Annotated in this window: 19 protein-coding genes; 8 read left to right on the top strand and 11 right to left on the bottom strand. The window is 36.1% G+C overall.

The window, feature by feature from the left end; translation table 11 throughout:
• Complete coding sequence (locus DBR39_RS02220; RefSeq protein ID WP_124530667.1) at window positions 1-885, bottom strand: NAD-dependent epimerase/dehydratase family protein; 885 nt, start codon at window positions 883-885, stop codon at window positions 1-3.
• A complete protein-coding gene (locus tag DBR39_RS02215) occupies window positions 882-1,499 on the bottom strand; it encodes an NAD(P)H-dependent oxidoreductase (RefSeq protein WP_124530666.1) in 618 nt (205 codons plus the stop codon). The genes DBR39_RS02220 and DBR39_RS02215 overlap by 4 nt, the downstream gene beginning before the upstream one ends.
• A 191-nt stretch (window positions 1,500-1,690) precedes the next feature.
• On the opposite strand from DBR39_RS02215, the gene DBR39_RS02210 reads away from it, so the two are divergent.
• From DBR39_RS02210 to DBR39_RS02200, 3 genes are all read left to right on the top strand, one after another.
• Complete coding sequence (locus DBR39_RS02210) at window positions 1,691-2,437, top strand: metallophosphoesterase family protein (RefSeq protein WP_124530665.1); 747 nt, start codon at window positions 1,691-1,693, stop codon at window positions 2,435-2,437.
• 309 nt (window positions 2,438-2,746) lie between these two features.
• Window positions 2,747-3,682, top strand: coding sequence for an alpha/beta fold hydrolase (locus tag DBR39_RS02205; RefSeq protein ID WP_103231469.1), 936 nt, complete (start codon window positions 2,747-2,749; stop codon window positions 3,680-3,682).
• A gap of 203 nt (window positions 3,683-3,885) precedes the next feature.
• Window positions 3,886-4,785 (top strand): LysR family transcriptional regulator, encoded by a 900-nt coding sequence (locus tag DBR39_RS02200; RefSeq protein ID WP_103231470.1) that lies wholly within the window; start codon window positions 3,886-3,888, stop codon window positions 4,783-4,785.
• On the opposite strand, the gene DBR39_RS02195 is transcribed toward DBR39_RS02200, so the two are convergent.
• A complete protein-coding gene (locus DBR39_RS02195) occupies window positions 4,759-5,226 on the bottom strand; it encodes a GNAT family N-acetyltransferase (RefSeq protein WP_124530664.1) in 468 nt (155 codons plus the stop codon). The genes DBR39_RS02200 and DBR39_RS02195 overlap by 27 nt on opposite strands.
• Window positions 5,227-5,661 (bottom strand): acetyltransferase, encoded by a 435-nt coding sequence (locus DBR39_RS02190; RefSeq protein WP_124530663.1) that lies wholly within the window; start codon window positions 5,659-5,661, stop codon window positions 5,227-5,229.
• A gap of 300 nt (window positions 5,662-5,961) precedes the next feature.
• On the opposite strand from DBR39_RS02190, the gene DBR39_RS02185 reads away from it, so the two are divergent.
• The 4 genes from DBR39_RS02185 to DBR39_RS02170 all read left to right on the top strand — a co-directional run bounded on the left by DBR39_RS02185 (window position 5,962) and on the right by DBR39_RS02170 (window position 9,569).
• Window positions 5,962-6,837, top strand: coding sequence for an aldo/keto reductase (locus DBR39_RS02185; protein ID WP_124530662.1), 876 nt, complete (start codon window positions 5,962-5,964; stop codon window positions 6,835-6,837).
• Window positions 6,838-6,940: 103 nt separating this feature from the next.
• Window positions 6,941-7,645 (top strand): DNA alkylation repair protein, encoded by a 705-nt coding sequence (locus tag DBR39_RS02180; RefSeq protein ID WP_228447746.1) that lies wholly within the window; start codon window positions 6,941-6,943, stop codon window positions 7,643-7,645.
• A gap of 112 nt (window positions 7,646-7,757) precedes the next feature.
• Window positions 7,758-8,816, top strand: a complete 1,059-nt coding sequence (locus DBR39_RS02175; protein ID WP_124530660.1) for an NAD(P)H-dependent flavin oxidoreductase — start codon at window positions 7,758-7,760, stop codon at window positions 8,814-8,816.
• Between the two features lie 144 nt (window positions 8,817-8,960).
• Entirely contained in the window at window positions 8,961-9,569 is a 609-nt protein-coding gene (locus DBR39_RS02170) for a hypothetical protein (protein ID WP_124530659.1), read from the top strand.
• A gap of 95 nt (window positions 9,570-9,664) precedes the next feature.
• Here the strand turns inward: DBR39_RS02170 and DBR39_RS02165 are convergent, their stop codons facing one another.
• Window positions 9,665-10,690: a helix-turn-helix transcriptional regulator gene (locus DBR39_RS02165; protein ID WP_124530658.1), complete on the bottom strand. Its 1,026-nt coding sequence runs from the start codon at window positions 10,688-10,690 to the stop codon at window positions 9,665-9,667.
• Window positions 10,691-11,074: 384 nt separating this feature from the next.
• Here DBR39_RS02165 and DBR39_RS02160 point away from each other — a divergent pair, with 384 nt between their 5' ends.
• The gene (locus DBR39_RS02160; protein WP_124530657.1) at window positions 11,075-12,913 is read left to right on the top strand and encodes a fibrinogen-like YCDxxxxGGGW domain-containing protein; all 1,839 of its coding nucleotides are present in this window, start codon (window positions 11,075-11,077) and stop codon (window positions 12,911-12,913) included.
• Window positions 12,914-13,001: 88 nt separating this feature from the next.
• Here DBR39_RS02160 and DBR39_RS02155 read toward each other — a convergent pair whose 3' ends face one another.
• The 6 genes from DBR39_RS02155 to DBR39_RS02130 all read right to left on the bottom strand — a co-directional run bounded on the left by DBR39_RS02155 (window position 13,002) and on the right by DBR39_RS02130 (window position 18,137).
• Window positions 13,002-13,793 carry a C-type lectin domain-containing protein gene (locus DBR39_RS02155; protein WP_124530656.1) on the bottom strand — a complete coding sequence of 264 codons (792 nt, stop codon included), beginning with the start codon at window positions 13,791-13,793 and terminating at the stop codon, window positions 13,002-13,004.
• 11 nt (window positions 13,794-13,804) lie between these two features.
• On the bottom strand, window positions 13,805-14,593 hold the full coding sequence (locus DBR39_RS02150; protein WP_124530655.1) for a C-type lectin domain-containing protein: 789 nt from the start codon (window positions 14,591-14,593) through the stop codon (window positions 13,805-13,807).
• A 281-nt stretch (window positions 14,594-14,874) separates the two neighbouring features.
• Window positions 14,875-16,212: a UDP-N-acetylmuramate--L-alanine ligase gene (locus DBR39_RS02145; RefSeq protein ID WP_124530654.1), complete on the bottom strand. Its 1,338-nt coding sequence runs from the start codon at window positions 16,210-16,212 to the stop codon at window positions 14,875-14,877.
• Between the two features lie 6 nt (window positions 16,213-16,218).
• Window positions 16,219-16,656 carry a hypothetical protein gene (locus tag DBR39_RS02140; protein WP_124530653.1) on the bottom strand — a complete coding sequence of 146 codons (438 nt, stop codon included), beginning with the start codon at window positions 16,654-16,656 and terminating at the stop codon, window positions 16,219-16,221.
• Between the two features lie 17 nt (window positions 16,657-16,673).
• On the bottom strand, window positions 16,674-17,480 hold the full coding sequence (locus DBR39_RS02135; RefSeq protein ID WP_103231483.1) for a lysophospholipid acyltransferase family protein: 807 nt from the start codon (window positions 17,478-17,480) through the stop codon (window positions 16,674-16,676).
• Window positions 17,481-17,507: 27 nt separating this feature from the next.
• Entirely contained in the window at window positions 17,508-18,137 is a 630-nt protein-coding gene (locus DBR39_RS02130; RefSeq protein WP_124530652.1) for an NUDIX hydrolase, read from the bottom strand.
• Between the last annotated feature and the right edge of the window lie 35 nt (window positions 18,138-18,172).

Here is an 18,172-nt window from a genome sequence, read left to right as displayed (position 1 = left end):
TTAAATAAAATTTTCAATTGAGTTATAGATAGGTTTCCAATCCAGTTCTGCTCTGGCTTTATCTGAGCTGCATCTGCTGTTAGATGCAAAGCCGAAATAGCCTCCTGCAGGACCAAATTTATTAACAGCATCTTGAATGCTTAATGACTTTGCAGGTTTTAAGTTATACTTTTTGCTGATGTTTTCTGCAATGTTTTTTAAAGAAGATGAACCATTTTCAGCATAATAGATAGAGCCTCCTTTTGCTTTTTCCAAGGCAAGTACATACAGTTCTGACAGGTCTTCAATATGTAAGTTAGACCAGATATTCTCACCTTCACCAAAATAGACACCATGTCCTTTTTCCTTAGAAAAATTGATAAGAGCCGGAATCTGAATACTGTCTTTTTTTATTCCCAGACCTTCTCCGTAAACCATTGTAGGAACAATAACAATACTTCTTATCCCTTTGTTTGCCGATTGCAGGACGTAATTGTTGATCAATACCCTTGATGCCATTTCCAATCTTGGCTGCAAAGGAAAATCTTCTCTGAAGATAAAGTCACTTTTTTTACCATTCTCCTTTCCTCCAAAAATAGCTGAACCTGAAGTGAATATGAAAGTTTTATGATTTCCTTCCAATGCTTTGATAAAGTTATCTGCTGTATAGGCATCATCAGCAGAATCCGCATTATGGATGACAGCATCTGCATCAGAAACAGCTGTTTTTATAAGATCTTCATCATGGATATTCCCCACAATAGTTTTGATTCCTAATGATTCCAGTTCCTCTACATGAGTTTCATTACGAACCAGCCCTATTACTTCATAATTCCTGTCAAGGAGTTTTTTTGCGATAGTTCCGCCAATATAGCCGGTAATACCTGTGATCAGTACTTTTTTCATGATACCAGTTCCGGTTTCAATTCTTTTTCAAATACGTTTCTTACGTGGTCTCTATAAAGCTTCATGTCACGCTCTATATTTGCGTTTTTCTCTACATCATGGAAGTGAAAACTTTCCATTTTTTCTAAAGAAACAAAAGCATTCATTCTATGGAAACCAAATAATGGTCCATCGTCTACACTTTTTTCACTAAAGAACTCTCCGGGTAAAGTAAAGGCTGTTGCAGGAGCATTCCAGCTTGTAGTCAGCATATATTTTCTGCCGCCAAGCATTCCACCTGTTCCATAGTTGATTTCAGGATTCTCGGCATTTCTTCCGTCACTCATATAAATTCCTTTGGCATGACCTGCTGTGAAAACTTCATCGATATATTTTTTCAATCCATTCGGAAGCTGGAACCACCAGATCGGAGTATGGTAAATGATATAATCTGCCCAGACAAACTTCTGTACTTCTTCATTCTTATCATAGTTTTCGCTTACATTGGTTATCTTTACTTCTACATTATCAAATTCTTTAAGAACGGCTAATGTATTTTCTGCAATCGTTTGATTATATTTTCCGCCGGAATGTCCAAAATTCTGTCCTCCGTTGATGATTAATACTTTTTTCATTTTTTTATGATTGTTTAAATTTTACTCTGCAAAGTTAGGATGGATCTTTGTATAATAAAAATAATATAAATTATACGTTACTATCATAATAATGATAATTTAAATTTTGTCAATCATGTGAAATGTCATACTGCTTTTTGATCCTGTTATCAGGGCTCTCTTGTAAATTTGTTGTGACAAATAGAGTGAATATGATACAGATTGCAGTTTTTAGTGATGTGCATGGAAACCTTCCTGCGATGGATTCGGTGTTGAAGGATATAGAGAAAAGAGGGATTCGTCAGAAATTCTGTCTTGGAGATCTGGTGGATTTTGCTCCCTGGGGAAATGAAGTGATTGAAAAGATAAGAAGCTTAAATATCCCTTGTCTGATGGGAAATCATGATGAAAGAATTGCTTTTGATATTCCTGTTATTCCTTTATCTAAACATTCGGAAGAAGAAACTGAAGCCCGGTTTATTGCCATTGATCATTCCAAAAAGCATATTACAGAAGAAAACAAAAGGTTTTTATCAGCACTCCCTTTTCATTTAAAATTAAACTATAAGATAGGGAACAGGCACTGGAATATCCAACTTGTACATTCCAGTCTTACCAGCAATGATACTTATCTGTATGAATCTGAAAATGACGAGGTTTTTTCCGACATGCTGAAAGAGTCTCAATCTGATGTCATTGTGATGGGGCATACCCATTTATCATTTGTAAAACATTTTGAAAATAATGGATGGGCTGTGAATGCCGGTTCTGTAGGCAGGTCCAAAGAAGACAACCGTTTGGCTTCTTATCTTATTTTAACTTTAGATGAGGAAAATATTACTCCGGAAATTGTACAGATAGCCTATCCACTCGAACAAACTTTGCTCGGGATTGAGAAAAGTGGGATTCCTAATTATTATGCTCATTTTTTAAGCAATAAAAAGGCATCAGTAAAATAATAAATAGAATATTTGCTTCCTTTTTTAGGACTGTATTTTTCCGCTTGTTTGTTTTTACATCTATATTCAACAAATTTTAATTCGAAATTGTCTTTTCATATTGCATTGAAAATAGACCAGTTTAAACCCTTGTTTTGGTTTTTAATAATTGATTTTCAGTGTTTTGTAATTATTCGTACTATTCTATGTAAATGGTCGAACTCATTTATTCATTAAAATCAGTTCGACTATTTTTATTGATACTTTTTTGAAGATTCTCTGAAGGATATTTGCAATAGATTATTCAAGTCAAATTAAAATTTAGAAATCATGAAAAAAGCAGTTCTTTTTATTTTTTTACTATTATCCGTATTGAGTTTAGCACAATTACAGAAAGTAAAAATAGATACCCTTCTTACCCCTGAAATTGGTGGAATAAAACAAGCCATAGATATTAAAACAGATGACGCCAGTAAACCTATACTTTTATTCTTATCAGGTGGTCCGGGAAGTTCAATGCGGAAAAATGCAGACTCTTTTACGAATCTCTTAAAAGATAAATTTACCATTGTTCAATGGGATCAGAGAGATGCCGGAAAAACTCTTGAACTGAACCCCTCTCCCGTTCAGCCTTCCGTTGAGCTCATGGGAAAAGATACTTATCAGGTTATTAATTTTCTGAGAAAAGAATTAAAACAGGAAAAAATATATCTGTTGGGAAGCTCTTGGGGAAATGCTTTAGGTTTTTATATTGTTAGAAATCATCCAGAGCTTTTACACGCCTATTTTGCAGTAAATCCGGTTGTCAGCCAATTGGTGAGTGAGAAAGAGTTACTTGGAATTTTAAAAGATTATTTTAAAGAAGACCCTGTTGCCAGCAAAGAATTGGCAAGTGTACATATTCCTTTCAAAGTTGATGAAGACTTATTTTATTTAAGAAAATGGCTTTTTTATAAAGATGGTAAGAAGTATGTGACAGGTGACGATTTCAAAAAAGGGTTTCTGCAGTGGTCAAAAACATGGTCTCCAGCATGGAACGAAGTCATGAATATTGACCTTCCAAAAACTTTAAAGAAAGTAGAATGTCCTATTTATTTTTTTGTTGGTAAAAACGATGTCCAAACTTCTACCAGAGTTACCACTGAATATTTTCAAAAAGTAAAAGCACCTAAAAAGGACTTATTCTTATTTGAAAAGTCGAGCCACCAGATTCATAAAGACGAACCAGAAAAATTTCAGAATACGATTATTCAGATCGTAAAATAATAGGAGCTCAGGTAATAAAAATGAAGAGTCTGGCAGACATACGAGGGAAGTTACGGCTTCCCTCTTTCAGGCTCAAGTTTTCCGACCTTACTAAAACAAAAAAATGGTGCATTAAAATGATCAACAAATTGATATGTTTTAAAAAATGATATCAGTATTATAATTATTTTGTAATTTTGCATTATAATATTAATAATTAAGTCATGGTCAATTTAGAATGGTATCGTACTTTCAAGGCGATCTATAAAACCGGGACATTGACGGGCGCTGCGGACGCTTTATTCATATCCCAGCCGGGAGTAAGCCTTCACTTAAGTTCATTAGAGGCTTATGTAGGATATAAATTGTTCGACAGAACCGGAAGAAAAATGCTTCCGACAGAGCGTGGAAAAGTATTATTCAATGCAGTGGCTGAGCCTCTTACCAAACTGGAGGATGTAGAGAAGAATTTTCAGAAATCCACAGAGAAGCATACCCCAACCATTAGTGTGGGGATGTGTTTTGAGACGTTCCAGACAACGCTGGAGCAATATGTTTCTTCATTACCTTTTAACCTGATCATCAGTTTTGGAGAATATCCTGAAATGCTTGATCAGCTGGATAAAGGAATTCTGGACCTTATCATTACACCGAAAAAAGGATCTTCACCCAATATAGAACATGAAGCATTCTCTTCTGAGCAGATTATTCTGGTAGGGGGAAAAGATGTTGATAAAGCAGCTTTCAATAAAGTGTTGAAAACAAAAGATGCTGAGCAGATCGAGGAATGGCTGAAGAACGAAAAATGGTACGGAACAACCGGAGATATGGAGCACCTTTTCCAATTCTGGACCTTGAATTTCGGTCATAAACCGAATTTCCGCCCGAATTATATCGTTCCTAACCTCAATTCAATCATCCGTTGTCTGAAAGGCGGAACCGGATTAGCGGTTATCCCAGACTTTTTGTGTAAAAATGAAATCGAAAGTGGTGATGTGAAGCTGATCTGGGAAGGAAAGAAAAAGCTTGAAAACACACTTTATTTCGGGTGTAGAAAAAATACCAATTACCAAACGGAAATAGAACATATCAAAGGACTATTCCGCAAGGTGATGGGCAAGTAAGATCATATCCCGCATCTGCAAACCGTTTTCATAGATAGGGAATGGATAATTTTCGATAAAAAAATCCTTCAGAATTCCTTGTTTGATGAAACCGTTTTTCTCATAAAATCTGATCTGTTGGAAGCCGGTATCCGACGTTCCAACAGTCAGTGTTTTATAATGGTTTTCTTTCGCAATTTCTTTGGCTTTATTAATCAGGATACTTCCTATTCCTTTATTTCTGTAGCTTTCAATCACTGCCACATTTTTAATTTCCAGTTCTGTATCACTGTTTTTGTACAATGCCATCACCGCAATGTTTTCGATCCCGTCATGTAAAAGATAAAGGTCGGATTTGAAAATATATTGATCAATAGCTTCTTTGGTTTCATCGGCCAGCAGTAGTAAATGATAAGGTATTTCTACATCAGAATTTAATTTTTTAAAAGCAAATTTTTCCATTTACAAGCTCATATGAATAAGTGGATAATCCTTTCCTGAGCCATCTTTTTCTGATCTTCCCACTTTTTTGAAACCCATTTTTTCATAGAACCCGACAGCCTGTGGATTTTGCTCGTTGACATCTACTTTGGTAAGACCTGTCTGCTCTTTCATAAACTGATAAAGTTTTTTTCCATAGCCTTTTCCACGGGTGTCATTATGAATGAAAAGCATTTCCAGATTCCCTTCCGCTACAGAAGCAAAACCTTTCGCTTCATCATTTTCAATAATTAAATAGACTTCCAGATTGGGAAGATAATCTCTCGGAATAACTTCCTTGAAATGATTGAAATCCTCCTCAGTAAGAAAATCATGGGTTGCTTTTACAGCCGATTCCCAGATTTCCATAATTCTCGGATAATCCTCTGCAGCAGCCAGTCTGATATTTTGTGACATGATTTTTAAAATTTAAACAAAAATAAAGAAAATAGCGATGGGATACCAGTTGGAGCATACATTAGAAGTTAGAAGCGGGAGTAGAGGTATTGTGTTGAGTATCCATTCCCTTTCTCTGAAGGGGTGGATTTTTGCAAAGCAAAAAGACGGGGTAGTTTAGCAAAATAAATTTTCATTGATTATTAATTACCCATCAAATAACAATTTTTTAACAGAAACAGTAAAATTGGTAAGCAGAATTTTCGATTTTTTGTCGCAAATTTGTTTATCACTTTATATTAATAACTAAAATAAAGACTTATGCAAAAGAAAACCTATACAGGACAGCCTGTGGTAACTTTAAATAACGGAGTGGATATTCCAGCTTTAGGCTTTGGAGTATGGCAGATGGAAGACTTGAAAGAATGTGAGAATGCAGTAATCAAAGCGATTCAGACAGGATATAGAATGATTGATACTGCAGCTATTTATCAAAACGAAACAGCAGTGGGTGCTGCGGTAAAAAATAGCGGGGTAGACAGAGATGCCTTGTTTATCACCTCAAAAGTATGGGTTCAGGATCATGGATATGAAAAGACAAAAAGCGCTTTCCAGAGAACATTAGACAGATTACAGATGGATTATCTTGATATGTATCTTGTTCACTGGCCGTATGGAGACTTCCTGGGAACATGGAAAGCTTTGGAAGAACTTTATCAGGAAGGAAAGATCAAAGCAATAGGGGTATGTAATTTTACAATCGAAAAACTGGAGGAATTAAAAGCCGGCTCTACTGTTTTGCCTGTAATCAACCAGATTGAGCTGCACCCTGTATTCCAGCAGAAAGAATTGCAGGTCTATGACAGAGAAAATAATATCGTAACGCAGCCGTGGAGCCCGCTAGGAAATGGAAATGCCAATCTTTTAAGTAATGCGGATCTGAAAGCGATCGCAGAGAAATATGGTAAAACAGTTGCTCAGGTAATCCTGAGATGGCACCTGCAGGAAGGATTTGTAGTCATTCCAAAATCGGTGACACCATCAAGAATTGAAGAAAACTTTAATGTATTTGATTTTGAACTGACAGAAGATGAAATGAATGTTGTCCGTTCTTTAGATACAGGAAAAAGATTATTCTTTGATCCTAAAGATCCTGAATGGGAACAAAAAATGCTAAATTCTGTAGCAGATATTTAGTCTTGAAAATTTAAAATACAATAGCTCCCACAGCTTTCATGAATGTACAGATCAAAAATCTAAGGTATTCTGAAGTCTGTGGGATTTTAAATAAATACTACCCATGACTGCAAAAGAATTTATAGATACACTCGCCTTGTTTAAGAATGAAAAAGAGACCGATAAAGTTGAGAAATTTTTCAAGGGAAACGATGGTATTACCAAAAGCTTCGGAGTAAAATTCGGAGATGTCTTTACTACGGCTAAAGAGTTTTCTGCAATGTCTTTGGAAGAGATCAATCAACTTCTTGATAGTGATTTCTATGAAGTAAGAATGGGAGCGGTGAGTATTATGGATTTTCAGGCCAGAAATAAAAAGACGTCTGAAGATCAAAAGAAACAGCTGTATGATCTGTATCTGAACCGCCACGACCGATTGAATAACTGGGATTTTGTTGACAGAGCAGCCTGTCATGTTATCGGAAAATACCTTATTGATAAGCCCAGGGATATTTTATACCAGCTTGCCCAGTCCGATAGTCCGTGGGAAAGAAGAACAGCTATTGTAAGTACTCATGCATTTATCAGGGAAAATGATGTACATGATACTTTTGCTATTGCGGGAATACTTGTGAATGATCCCAACGAACTCGTGAATAAAGCGGTAGGAAGCTGGGTAAGAGAAGCTGGGAAAAAAGACAAAAATAAATTAGAAAGTTTTCTTACTACTTACGCGAAAACAATGCCCGCTGTCATATTTTCTTATGCTACAGAAAAACTTGATCCAGAATCAAAGTTGTATTACAAAGAGCTCAGGAAGGCTAGATAAGCCTGCCTTTACCACTTTTCAAGAACCTTAAACGATAAATTGTGAGCAATATCATGTTATTTAATCATAGGGATTGCTTCATTCTTCGTAAATTTTTATAAAAATAATTCTTATGTTTTGGCCGGATACAATCAGTAAAAGATTAGGGGTGAAATATCCTGTGATTCAGGCTCCGATGTTTGGAGTAAGTACGGTACAGATGGTGGCTGCAGCTGCAAAAGCAGATTGTTTAGGATCACTGGCACTGGCAGATCTGTCAGGGGATCAATCTATAGAGCTTATCAGGGAAACGAAGAAATTTACAGACAAACCTTTTGCCGCGAATATTTTTGTCCATCACATTCCTGAAGTAACAGAGGCTTTAAAAGAAAAATTTGTTAGGACCAAACGCTTTATCGAGCAGCTTGCCCAAGAGAATCATATTGATGTAAAGCTTCCGGATCTTGAGGACCTCAGCATAAACGGCTATCATGAGCAGGTGGATGCCATTATTGAGGAAGACTGCAAGATTGTAAGCTTTACGTTTGGGAATCTTGATGATCAGAGTATTCAAAAATTAAAAGAAAACGGAGTCATTCTTATCGGAACCTGTACCTCTGTAAAAGAAGCTTTACTTCTTGAAAAATCCGGTATTGATATCATCTGTGTTCAGGGGATAGAAGCGGGTGGCCACAGAGGAAGTTTCGAAGCTGAAAATATTCCTCAGATCGGAGGATTGTCTTTGTTATCACAAGTCTATGATCATGTAAAAGTACCTTTGATCTATGCTGGGGGAATTTATGGAGCAAAAACCTTACAGGCTGTGAAAGATTTGGGAGCACAAGGATTTCAGGTGGGGAATCTTTTGTTGGCTTCTCAGGAAAGTGCCTTGCAGCCTTTTGAAAAAGAACGGCTTAAAAGGGTAGGGGAAGATGAGATTATGTTAACGAAAAGTTTCTCCGGAAGGTATGCCAGAGGAGTGAGAAACAAATTTATAGAGATAGTTGAGGACTCAGAATACATTTTACCATATCCTTATCAGAACAAACTGACCAACGCCTTACGCAAAGCAGCAAAATCTCTGCAGAATCTTGAATTCGTAGGAATTTGGATAGGACAGTCTATTCATCAATATAGTGAACTTTCTACAGAGGAAATATTGAGAAAACTGATCAGAGAATGTGAAAGATAGATCAATATACTTTCAAATTGAGGATAATTTTATATTTTCGTGGATAAGAATCATTTGATGTACTGGAAAGTTAAGTTTTTTGTTAAAATCTTTCAGGAATATCAATTTGATCAAATATTAAAACTAAAACCAGCGAAAATATACATGAAATTTTCAGAAGGAATTCAAAGATCACTTCCGTTCGGATATCTTTTTCTTGTCGTGATGGGAATATTAAAGGAAAGTGTCTTCTACTACCAGATAGGCATTAATATTCTAAAATACTCCACCATAATGGACATCCTGATCAGCCCCATTGCTACGTTGGCATCTCACCCGGCCATATTGATCGCTCTCCTTATTATAGTGGCGTCTTCATTTGCCTTTCCGTCTTATTTATCAAAACAAAGTAGTAAGAATAAAAAATGGGCACTGAAAATGGCATCTCTTAAAGAGCATGAAAGTATGAGTAAAGAGGCTATTGAGAATCATTTTACCAATATGTTTGTAAGATTTCTGGCCATGATGCTATTGTCTTTCTTCGTAGGAATAGGATGGGGCGAAGGAATGACATTAACCAAAAGAATAAAGGAAAACAGACTTAAATATGATTATACATTAGATTATGGCGATGAAAAATCTGAGCTGGTTCATCTGATAGGATCCAACAGTATGTATTATATTTATCTGGCTAAAGGAAGTAAAACGATAAAAATTTCACCGTTAGGCTCCATAAAAAGTATTGAGCTGACCAATAATAAAAAAATAAGATAAGAATATAAAAACTAAAAATAATCTTTATTTTTTTAAGGAATAATCTTGTAATTTATTATACCAATGAAATATTGTATTGTTTTTTGCTGTATTGATTAAATATCAATTGGGTGTTGAATATCCTGAGAAGGAAATTTCTTATGAATATATTCTGAAGGGGTTATATCTTCTATTTGTTTAAATACCCTGTTGAAGGTAGTTTGGTTTGAAAATCCAGCCTCAGTGTAGATATACATCAGGGTGATTTTTTGAAGATCAGTTTCGGATATAAGCTTTTTTACATAATTAATTCTATATTCATTCAGGTAAGCACTGAAATTCTGATATCCTTTATTTCGTATGATTTTGGAAAGATAATTATAATTCATATTCAACTGGATACTCAGCATTGAAATGTTAAGCTTTGGATCCTTGAATAGTTCTTTTGTACTCATAATGTAGTTGAGTTTTTCAAATACCTCATTAACGGTTTTCTGATCTATTGTACTTTCTTTTTTTACTGATTTGTCCGTGTCCTGAAATTCTGAATGTTGATCTATTGATTGGACATTGAAATCCAGCTCAGTTTTGCTACCGGTAAGGATCTGGAATTTATTAAGCTTGTCATGATAAATAAATAGCAAAATGATGACCGAAAAAGTATATATGAAGTTGAGAATGTCCGAAAAAATGACCTCGTTGTGAGCGTATTTTGGAAAATGTATGTCAAACACAGTTAAGGTGATGTAACACGCCAAAATATTCCCCAGCATATAGAATAAATACCTGACCGCTGATTTTTTTGAAAAGAATACATAAGCGGCAAGGGGAAGCGGAAATAAGGTTGCAAATAAACTGATTGAGTTATTCCAAAAAGTAAGCATAATATAAAAATGATAGGCTGGTGCAATAATCATGTATGCTCTTATGATCTGGTTGGCAGTATATCTGTTTTTTATCAGAAAATTACTGTAAATCAGGAAAATAAGTCCGCCTAAAAGATAATGCGACATCCTGGGGATATAAATATAGAACTGAAAAACAAAAATGAGTATAATGAGTATACAATAGGTCAGAATATTGTACTGCTGAATAAATCTTTTTTTAAGACTTTCAATATTTTCTAAATAAAAATTTTCCATTAAAAAGTGTTTTCCAAATAATTTTCAAAAATATTTTATTTAAATATCTTTTAAACAATATCTTATCTTTTATTCAGTTGATATTGAATTTTGACTGATTTTCTGTTTACCTGATTTATACAAACCTCTAGATTTGCAGCAAATACAAATTGATTGTTTACTGAGGTTGTAATCAATATAAATAAAGACCAATAAAATTTCTACGATTATTTGATGCTGTAAAATTAATAAAAATACTAAAGCTGTATAAAATTAGTAAAAATATTCAGGTGATATTTTTTAGTAGAATTTAAGTTTTCATATAAAGTATTCTATTGCAGGATACATAACCCCTGTAAAATATACTACAATTGATGTTCTAATATTTTAATAATCTTCAAATAAATGAAAAAACACAGAAAACTCTATTCTCTTCTTATCTTTTTAATCTCATTGCGATTGTTGTCTCAGGTAGGTATAAATACAGTAACCCCTAATCCGAAAGCAGCCCTTCATGTAATGTCTAAAAATAATAATACCGGAATTCTTTTTCCACTTCTTACAACTGCACAAAGAGATGCTATTGGTGCGGCTGCAACAGAAGACGGTCTTATTATTTATAATACAGATCAGAAATGTTATAATTATTATAATGCTGGAAATACAGCGTGGATAAGCTTGTGTGGGAACGGTCAGAAAGCAGCCTATACAACAGATTGTAATTCAGTTAAAGTATATGGAAGCTATACACAGGGAACACCATTAAATAATAATAATTACGTGTCAGTATCAGTTACAGTAACCATTGGTGGTACTTATAATATTCTCGCCAAAACACCCAATGGATATTATTTCGAAAAATCAGGAGTATTTCCCGGGGCAGGAACATATGTTATCAATCTCAATGGGGTAGGTACACCTGTTACAGGCCCGCAAACAGATACCCTTTCTTTTTCATATGAAGGAATTACAGATACCACATGTACTTCTAAAACGGTAAACGTCCTAAGCTCTCAGGTAAGTTACGGTATTATCTGCTCAGGATCTTCTGTCTCAGGAATCTATAACAGTCCGGTACAGCTTGACTATAATACCAATACAGTGAGTATTCCTCTTTCTAATGTAAATACTGCAGGAACTGTTAATATTACTACCTCCACTAATAACGGTGTAAGTTTTACAACAACCGAAAATATTACAGCAGCCAGTACCAGCTTTACACTGCATGGAGTAGGAATTCCAGCCGGAGCCGGGACTTATTCCTATTCTTTTACCACCAATGGTGCAAATCCTCAGGTATGTACTTTTAATGTTACTTTTGGTACCACAGTAGGAACCTTTGCCAACCCTGCCAACCGATGCCTTGAAATTTTTAGTGCCGGAAAAACAACAGACGGCTACTATTGGGTGAAGGATGCAAGTTCCAACCCCTATAAAACCTATTGTGATATGTCTAATGGCGGCTGGACCTTAATTAAATCTCTTTCCGAACGACAGATTTTGGTAGTAGAACAAACACAGAATGAGTCATGGGCTACTCAGGCAGCCAGAAACGCAGTAACTACAGAAACCGGGATCTTTAATGAATATGCATTTTCTTTACCGGCGGCAGCTGTGAGTAATATAGGTAATAGTACTTCCACTTCAAAAGAATATCGTTTTTCAATCAAAGAAAAAGGGCAGACAGGTACTACTGTATCTGATATAGAAAGCTCTACAGTTGCTCCTATAAATGATAACTGGGTAAAAAATAATTATTTGAACGCCATTGTTGCGGACGGCAACCTGGCAACGGGGAACTATACTACCTATGGAAATACAACCAAAGGAAAAATATTCGGATTTGATTTTGGGAAACCTGTTACAGGGGTTACTTTATATAAATTAAATGGTGTTGACTTTCAATTGAATATACCAGGGCTGTACAGTCAGGCTAATTTCTTCACCGGAATTTTTGGAGGAAATGGATATGCATCCAACAATACCCCTGCCAATAATCTGACTTATACCTATCCGGGTGGGCAGACTTACACTTTCAATAAATATTATGTGAATGATCTTTTTGGATTATATATGAATAACGAAAGCCAGCTTAACCATCATATTGGAACCTGTTCAAACAGTACAGATGATTATGGAGGCGCAAGCTTCTGTAATAACGGCTGGGCAAACTGGAGACCACATAATTTAAATCTTAAATCAGGTAATTATGAAGGCCGTATTATTCAGTATTGGATAAAATAATCAAAAAAATTTATAACCTATTAAAACACAATACTTATATTTTCACCAAAAAGCTTCAGAATATAATCTGAAGCTTTTTTATTATTTTTTATTCACTGAATTCAATGATAAGCTGGTTCATTGCTGAGCCGGTAAAAGTAGTGGTTGCTCCGCTTAAGTCATTCCATCTCCTTTCTGTGTTTCCGGCAGTATTATAAATATGAGTGGATCCTTCAGTTCCACCGGAATTATTAGGTTCTCCTGTTGCAAACCAGTTTTCTGTAGTGGCAGGATTGGTAGACCAGTTCATTCTGAACTCTTCTCCGGTGATCCATTGAAGTCTGTCCGGGTTACCAGGTCTTTGAATTTTATTAAAGCCGATCCATATATTGTTGGTCAGGTTATAGCCTGTTCCGGAAGCTACGATATTGGTTGCAACCCAGATCCTTTCTGCATCATTAGGCATGGTAACAAGATAACCTCCCATTTGCTTCCCAAAGCTGTATGCATTGAACCAGTTGATTCCCTGTGAAAGCTGATAAGCACAATAAGTATGGTTGTTTCCTGTCCATTTTTTACAGCCGATCTCAGTGGCTGTACCCCCTCCCGGTACTGAACCTGGTGGCTGAGGTCTTGTTGCGACTGGTTTAGGATCATATCCCAATATAGAATTATTGAATCCGGATGCTGTTCCACCACTAAGGTCAGTTCTGGCAATCTTTCTTACATTTCCATTGGTATCGGCAGAGAGTATGTCATCAGCTGCAGTACCTTGGGGTAAAGTACGGGTTCGCAGCTCTCCATTGATGTCAAGTGTTTTTGCAGGAGTGGTTGTATTAATTCCAACCTGGGCACTTGCGAGATAAGGTAATATAATGAATAGTAAAATTGATTTTTTCATAGGTGCGATTATTATTCATTAAACTCAATAATAAGCTGGTTCATAGAAATACTGGAATTGGCAGTCAGTGAACCATTCAAATCATTCCATCTTCTTTCAGCATTTGCACTGCCTGCAAATATGTGGGTGGCTCCTTCCACTCCTCCTGAATTGTTAGGCTCTCCGGGATTAAACCAGTTTTCTGTAGTGGCAGGGTTTGTAGACCAGTTGATTCTGAATTCTTCCCCTGTAATCCACTGGAGCTGATCCGGATTTCCTGGTCTCTGAATTTTATTAAAGCCAATCCATACATTGTTGGCTAAGTTATAGCCTGTTCCGGAAGCTACGATATTGGTATTCACCCAGGTTCTCTCAGCGTCATTAGGCATGGTAACAAGGTATCCGCCCATTTGCTTCCCAAAGCTGTATGCGTTGAACCAGTTAATAGCCTGTGAAAGCTGATAGGCACAATAGGTGTGATTATTTCCTGCCCATTTCTTGCAGCCGAGTTCAGTGGCAGTACCACCTCCCGGTACTGAACCTGGTGGCTGAGGTCTCGTAGCGACTGGTTTAGGATCATATCCTAGTATGGAATTATTGAATCCGGATGATGATCCGCCACTAAGGTCAGTTCTGGCAACCCTTCTTACATTTCCAGAGGCGTCAGTAGAGAGTATATCATCGGCAGCTACCCCTATAGGTAAAGTACGGATACGTAATTCTCCGTTGATATCAAGGGTTTTTGTCGGAGTATTTGTTCCAATCCCAACTTGAGCACTTGCGGTAAAAGGTAAAATAATAAACAAGATAGCTTTTTTCATTTTATGCTTTTTTGTGTACCAAATATATAAAAATATTTTACGATAATAAATGCAATATACTGATTGTTAATGCATTGTGGTTTTTTGTTAAAATTAAATTTATATTTGTATTTGTTTATTTATGAATATTTCATATTAATAAATATTTTATGATAAAATAAATAAATCATATTCGAATTATTGTGATAATTTGTTTTGTTAAAAAAATAAAAAACTCCTTTCAGCTGAAAGGAGTTTTTTATTATGTTGAGAATTTTAAATTATCTCTGTATAGATGACCATTATTTTGTTAAATCTAGACCACCGAAATTCCCGGAACTCATCATTAAATAAACACCATCTGTTTTATCCAATGTATTCCAGTAGGCATGAAGATCTTCAGCATTTGTGAAAACCCTTAGCTTTTCATTTTTGAATTTTTCTTTGATAAACTCCGGAGAGATAGGCTCCATTCTTTTGATCTTCAACGCATCTTCAGAATAGAAAACTACAGCCTCTTCCAGACCGTCCATTGCATGGTCATATTGCTCAAGGAAAGCCGGATTTAAACTGGAATACGTGTGAAGCTCCAGAAATCCATATTTCTTATCCTTTTTAAACTGTTCTGCAAATGCTTTTACAGCTGCTTTCACCTTACTAGGTGCATGGGCAAAATCCTTATAAAGTATTCCTTTATCCTCTCTTTCTACTTTTTCAAGACGCTTGGATGCTCCTTTGAAACTCATAATAGCCTCATAGAAATCTTCATCCATAATGCCGAGCTGTCGGCAGATATGTCTTGCTCCTTCCATATTCAACAGGTTGTGTGCCCCAAAAACAGAAAGCGGAACATCTCCCATTTCGGTTTTTAAATAGACTTTACCGTTATTGATTTCGTATTCAGGAGTTTTGTAAGGAATTTTTCTGAAATAGTTTTCAGCATTTTCCACTACTTTCACCACTTCAGCATCTTCTTCATTGTACACCAGAACTCCACCTGCTGTAATGCTTGCCACAAATTTTCTGAACTGATCAATATAATCATCAAATGTTTTGAAAACATTGATGTGATCCCATGCAATACCACTCATTAAAGCGATATTCGGCTGATACAGTAAAAACTTTGAACGCAGGTCGATAGGAGAAGAAAGGTATTCATCACCTTCCAATACCATGAAATCATTATCCTGTGTCAGCTTTACCATGCAGTCGAAACCTTCAAGCTGAGCTCCTACCATGAAATCCACCTCTTTCTGGTGGAAATTCAAAACGTGAAGGATCATTGAGGTAATGGTTGTTTTACCATGAGACCCTGCAATGACAACTCTGGTTTTATTTTTAGACTGCTCGTACAAAAATTCCGGATAAGAATATATTTTCAGTCCCAGTTCCTTTGCTCTTGCCAGCTCAGGATTATCCTGATGTGCATGCATCCCAAGAATGACAGCATCAATATCCGGAGTGATTTTTTCCGGGAACCAGCCTAATTCCTGAGGTAGGATTCCTTTCTTTTCTAATCGGGATTTTGAAGGCTCAAAAATAGCGTCATCAGAACCTGTCACCTGATATCCTTTGTCTTTTAATGCGATCGCAAGATTATGCATGGCGCTTCCGCCAATAGCAATGAAGTGGGTTTTCAATTGTATTTACTGTTTTTTAACATTAGTATTAATGATCTGCTGGAAAGCTTCAAGAATATTGTTCCAATTGGTCTGATAGTTTGTAATGATCATACTGGCATCTGATTTACTGCCTTCATTAGGACCTTTCTTGATGTTGATGGAAGTTGAAATATTGTCGTACAATTTTTTACGGTCTTCCTGTATTCTTCTGAAATTATTCTGAGAAAGAACCTGATCCAGTTTCTTTAAATCTTCATCGGAAATTTTAAAATCCTGCTTATGTTTCTTTCCTTGTCCTTCAAAAGAATAATGTACATTATTACCCTTTATAAGCAGATTTTCATAAATAGGAGCAATGCCGCCACTTTTCGAATAGCTGATATCAAAATCCGAATATACCTTTTGGCTGTTGCATGAAACTAATACTATGACTGCGAATAAGATTCCAAGTATTTTGTTCATAATTTTTTGTCTTTACTTTAATTATTTGAGTCCTTTTGTTCTAATTTTTTAGCTTTAAGTTCTTCATCATAACTGTGTAATAGGTTGAAATCCTCTGTCTGCTCAATGGCAGTCATGATTTTCAATAAAATTTCCGGTGCTTTTTCGTTATCGTAATCGATATCCAAAGGAGCCTTGAATTCCATCGTAGGTTTTACACCGGTTACCTTTACGCGGAGTCCTTTTTTATCAAAAGCTCTTCTGAATCCGTTTATTTTAATAGGAATGACAATAGGACGCTGATTTTTCACCAATTTGGCTGTTCCTCTTCGTCCCTGTGCAAAAGCGGAAGTAGTTCCTTGAGGGAAGGTAGCTACCCAGCCATTGTCCAATGCCTTCATAATATTGTCTACCTCACTCATGTCTACCATTCTGTTGACATTTTTCCCTTCTGCTCTCCATGTTCTTTTTACCGTTACAGCACCAGCAACTTTGAAGATTTTGGGAAGAATTCCTTTATTCATGGTTTCTTCAGCTGCAACATAGTAAAAATCAATCTTTGGGTTCAAGAGATAGATCGGATTTTTGATCGTGTTCAGGTATCCATTGTTTACAGCACAGAAAGCATGGTACATGGCTGCCACATCTGCAAAATAGGTCTGATGGTTGGATACAAAAAGTACGTTAGAGTCCGGAAGATCCACAAGGTGCTCTGTCCCGGTTATTTTTAACTTATTAAAGCCGTTGAATCTTCTGTATGATACAACTCCTAAAATAAAAATAATAAACCTTTTCAAAAAATAAGGGGTTCCGAATGCATCGGTGAAAATATTTTTCTTCGCCATCTCTCAATTAAACACGGTAGTGCAAAGTTACATTTTTTTCAGCAACTGGCTGAATTCACTTAATATCATCGCTGTAGCTCCCCAGATAATATATCCGTTGAAATTAATGACTGGGACTTCATGTCCGCTTGCATTCGGAAGGTCCATCATTTCGGGGGTATCCGACAGGTTTAAGAAGGAAGTGATAGGAAATTCTATGGTTTCAACAACTTCCCTATGCTGTAGAACGAAAGCAGGGTTCTTTTTAGTATAGGAAATATAGGGGTATACATAAAAATTGCTTGGCGGAATATAGATGGGAGACATTTCTCTGATAATCCTTACATAATGTTTATCAATTCCGATTTCTTCAGAAGTTTCTCTTACTGCGGTTTCAGCAAAATCCCTGTCCATTTCCTCACGCTTTCCTCCAGGCAGCGATATCTGTCCGCTGTGTCTGTCGTGCTCATTAATCGTTCTTTGAATCAATGGAAAATACCACTCGTTGTCTTTCAGATATAATACAATATTGACAGCTGCAAATTTGGGGTTTTTTGCCAATACTTCATCATAAGTAAAAACGGGACGGGAGGGGGGAGAGAAGACTCCATGGGCGTGTTCACCGGGAAGTTCCACGCTTTTTATTTTTCTCAATAAATCTTTTCCAAAATTTTCCATAGCTCAAATTTAGCAATATATCTTGAAGAAATAAG

Origin of the sequence: Chryseobacterium sp. KBW03 (assembly GCF_003852415.1) — a bacterium.
Classification (GTDB): domain Bacteria; phylum Bacteroidota; class Bacteroidia; order Flavobacteriales; family Weeksellaceae; genus Chryseobacterium; species Chryseobacterium viscerum.
Note: the sequence above shows the minus strand (reverse complement) of the source record. Positions and strands in the feature narration are given on the sequence as shown.

What these genes read in the sequence shown, in the direction of transcription:
- DBR39_RS02220 (WP_124530667.1), bottom strand. Translation starts at nt 885, where the DNA reads ATGAAAAAAGTACTGATCACAGGTATTACCGGCTATATTGGCGGAACT.
- DBR39_RS02200 (WP_103231470.1), top strand. Translation starts at nt 3,886, where the DNA reads ATGGTCAATTTAGAATGGTATCGTACTTTCAAGGCGATCTATAAAACC.
- DBR39_RS02135 (WP_103231483.1), bottom strand. Translation starts at nt 17,480, where the DNA reads ATGGCGAAGAAAAATATTTTCACCGATGCATTCGGAACCCCTTATTTT.
- DBR39_RS02155 (WP_124530656.1), bottom strand. Translation starts at nt 13,793, where the DNA reads ATGAAAAAATCAATTTTACTATTCATTATATTACCTTATCTCGCAAGT.
- DBR39_RS02160 (WP_124530657.1), top strand. Translation starts at nt 11,075, where the DNA reads ATGAAAAAACACAGAAAACTCTATTCTCTTCTTATCTTTTTAATCTCA.
- DBR39_RS02190 (WP_124530663.1), bottom strand. Translation starts at nt 5,661, where the DNA reads ATGTCACAAAATATCAGACTGGCTGCTGCAGAGGATTATCCGAGAATT.
- DBR39_RS02130 (WP_124530652.1), bottom strand. Translation starts at nt 18,137, where the DNA reads ATGGAAAATTTTGGAAAAGATTTATTGAGAAAAATAAAAAGCGTGGAA.
- DBR39_RS02185 (WP_124530662.1), top strand. Translation starts at nt 5,962, where the DNA reads ATGCAAAAGAAAACCTATACAGGACAGCCTGTGGTAACTTTAAATAAC.
- DBR39_RS02140 (WP_124530653.1), bottom strand. Translation starts at nt 16,656, where the DNA reads ATGAACAAAATACTTGGAATCTTATTCGCAGTCATAGTATTAGTTTCA.
- DBR39_RS02180 (WP_228447746.1), top strand. Translation starts at nt 6,941, where the DNA reads ATGACTGCAAAAGAATTTATAGATACACTCGCCTTGTTTAAGAATGAA.
- DBR39_RS02210 (WP_124530665.1), top strand. Translation starts at nt 1,691, where the DNA reads ATGATACAGATTGCAGTTTTTAGTGATGTGCATGGAAACCTTCCTGCG.
- DBR39_RS02150 (WP_124530655.1), bottom strand. Translation starts at nt 14,593, where the DNA reads ATGAAAAAAGCTATCTTGTTTATTATTTTACCTTTTACCGCAAGTGCT.
- DBR39_RS02165 (WP_124530658.1), bottom strand. Translation starts at nt 10,690, where the DNA reads ATGGAAAATTTTTATTTAGAAAATATTGAAAGTCTTAAAAAAAGATTT.
- DBR39_RS02175 (WP_124530660.1), top strand. Translation starts at nt 7,758, where the DNA reads ATGTTTTGGCCGGATACAATCAGTAAAAGATTAGGGGTGAAATATCCT.
- DBR39_RS02170 (WP_124530659.1), top strand. Translation starts at nt 8,961, where the DNA reads ATGAAATTTTCAGAAGGAATTCAAAGATCACTTCCGTTCGGATATCTT.
- DBR39_RS02195 (WP_124530664.1), bottom strand. Translation starts at nt 5,226, where the DNA reads ATGGAAAAATTTGCTTTTAAAAAATTAAATTCTGATGTAGAAATACCT.
- DBR39_RS02205 (WP_103231469.1), top strand. Translation starts at nt 2,747, where the DNA reads ATGAAAAAAGCAGTTCTTTTTATTTTTTTACTATTATCCGTATTGAGT.
- DBR39_RS02215 (WP_124530666.1), bottom strand. Translation starts at nt 1,499, where the DNA reads ATGAAAAAAGTATTAATCATCAACGGAGGACAGAATTTTGGACATTCC.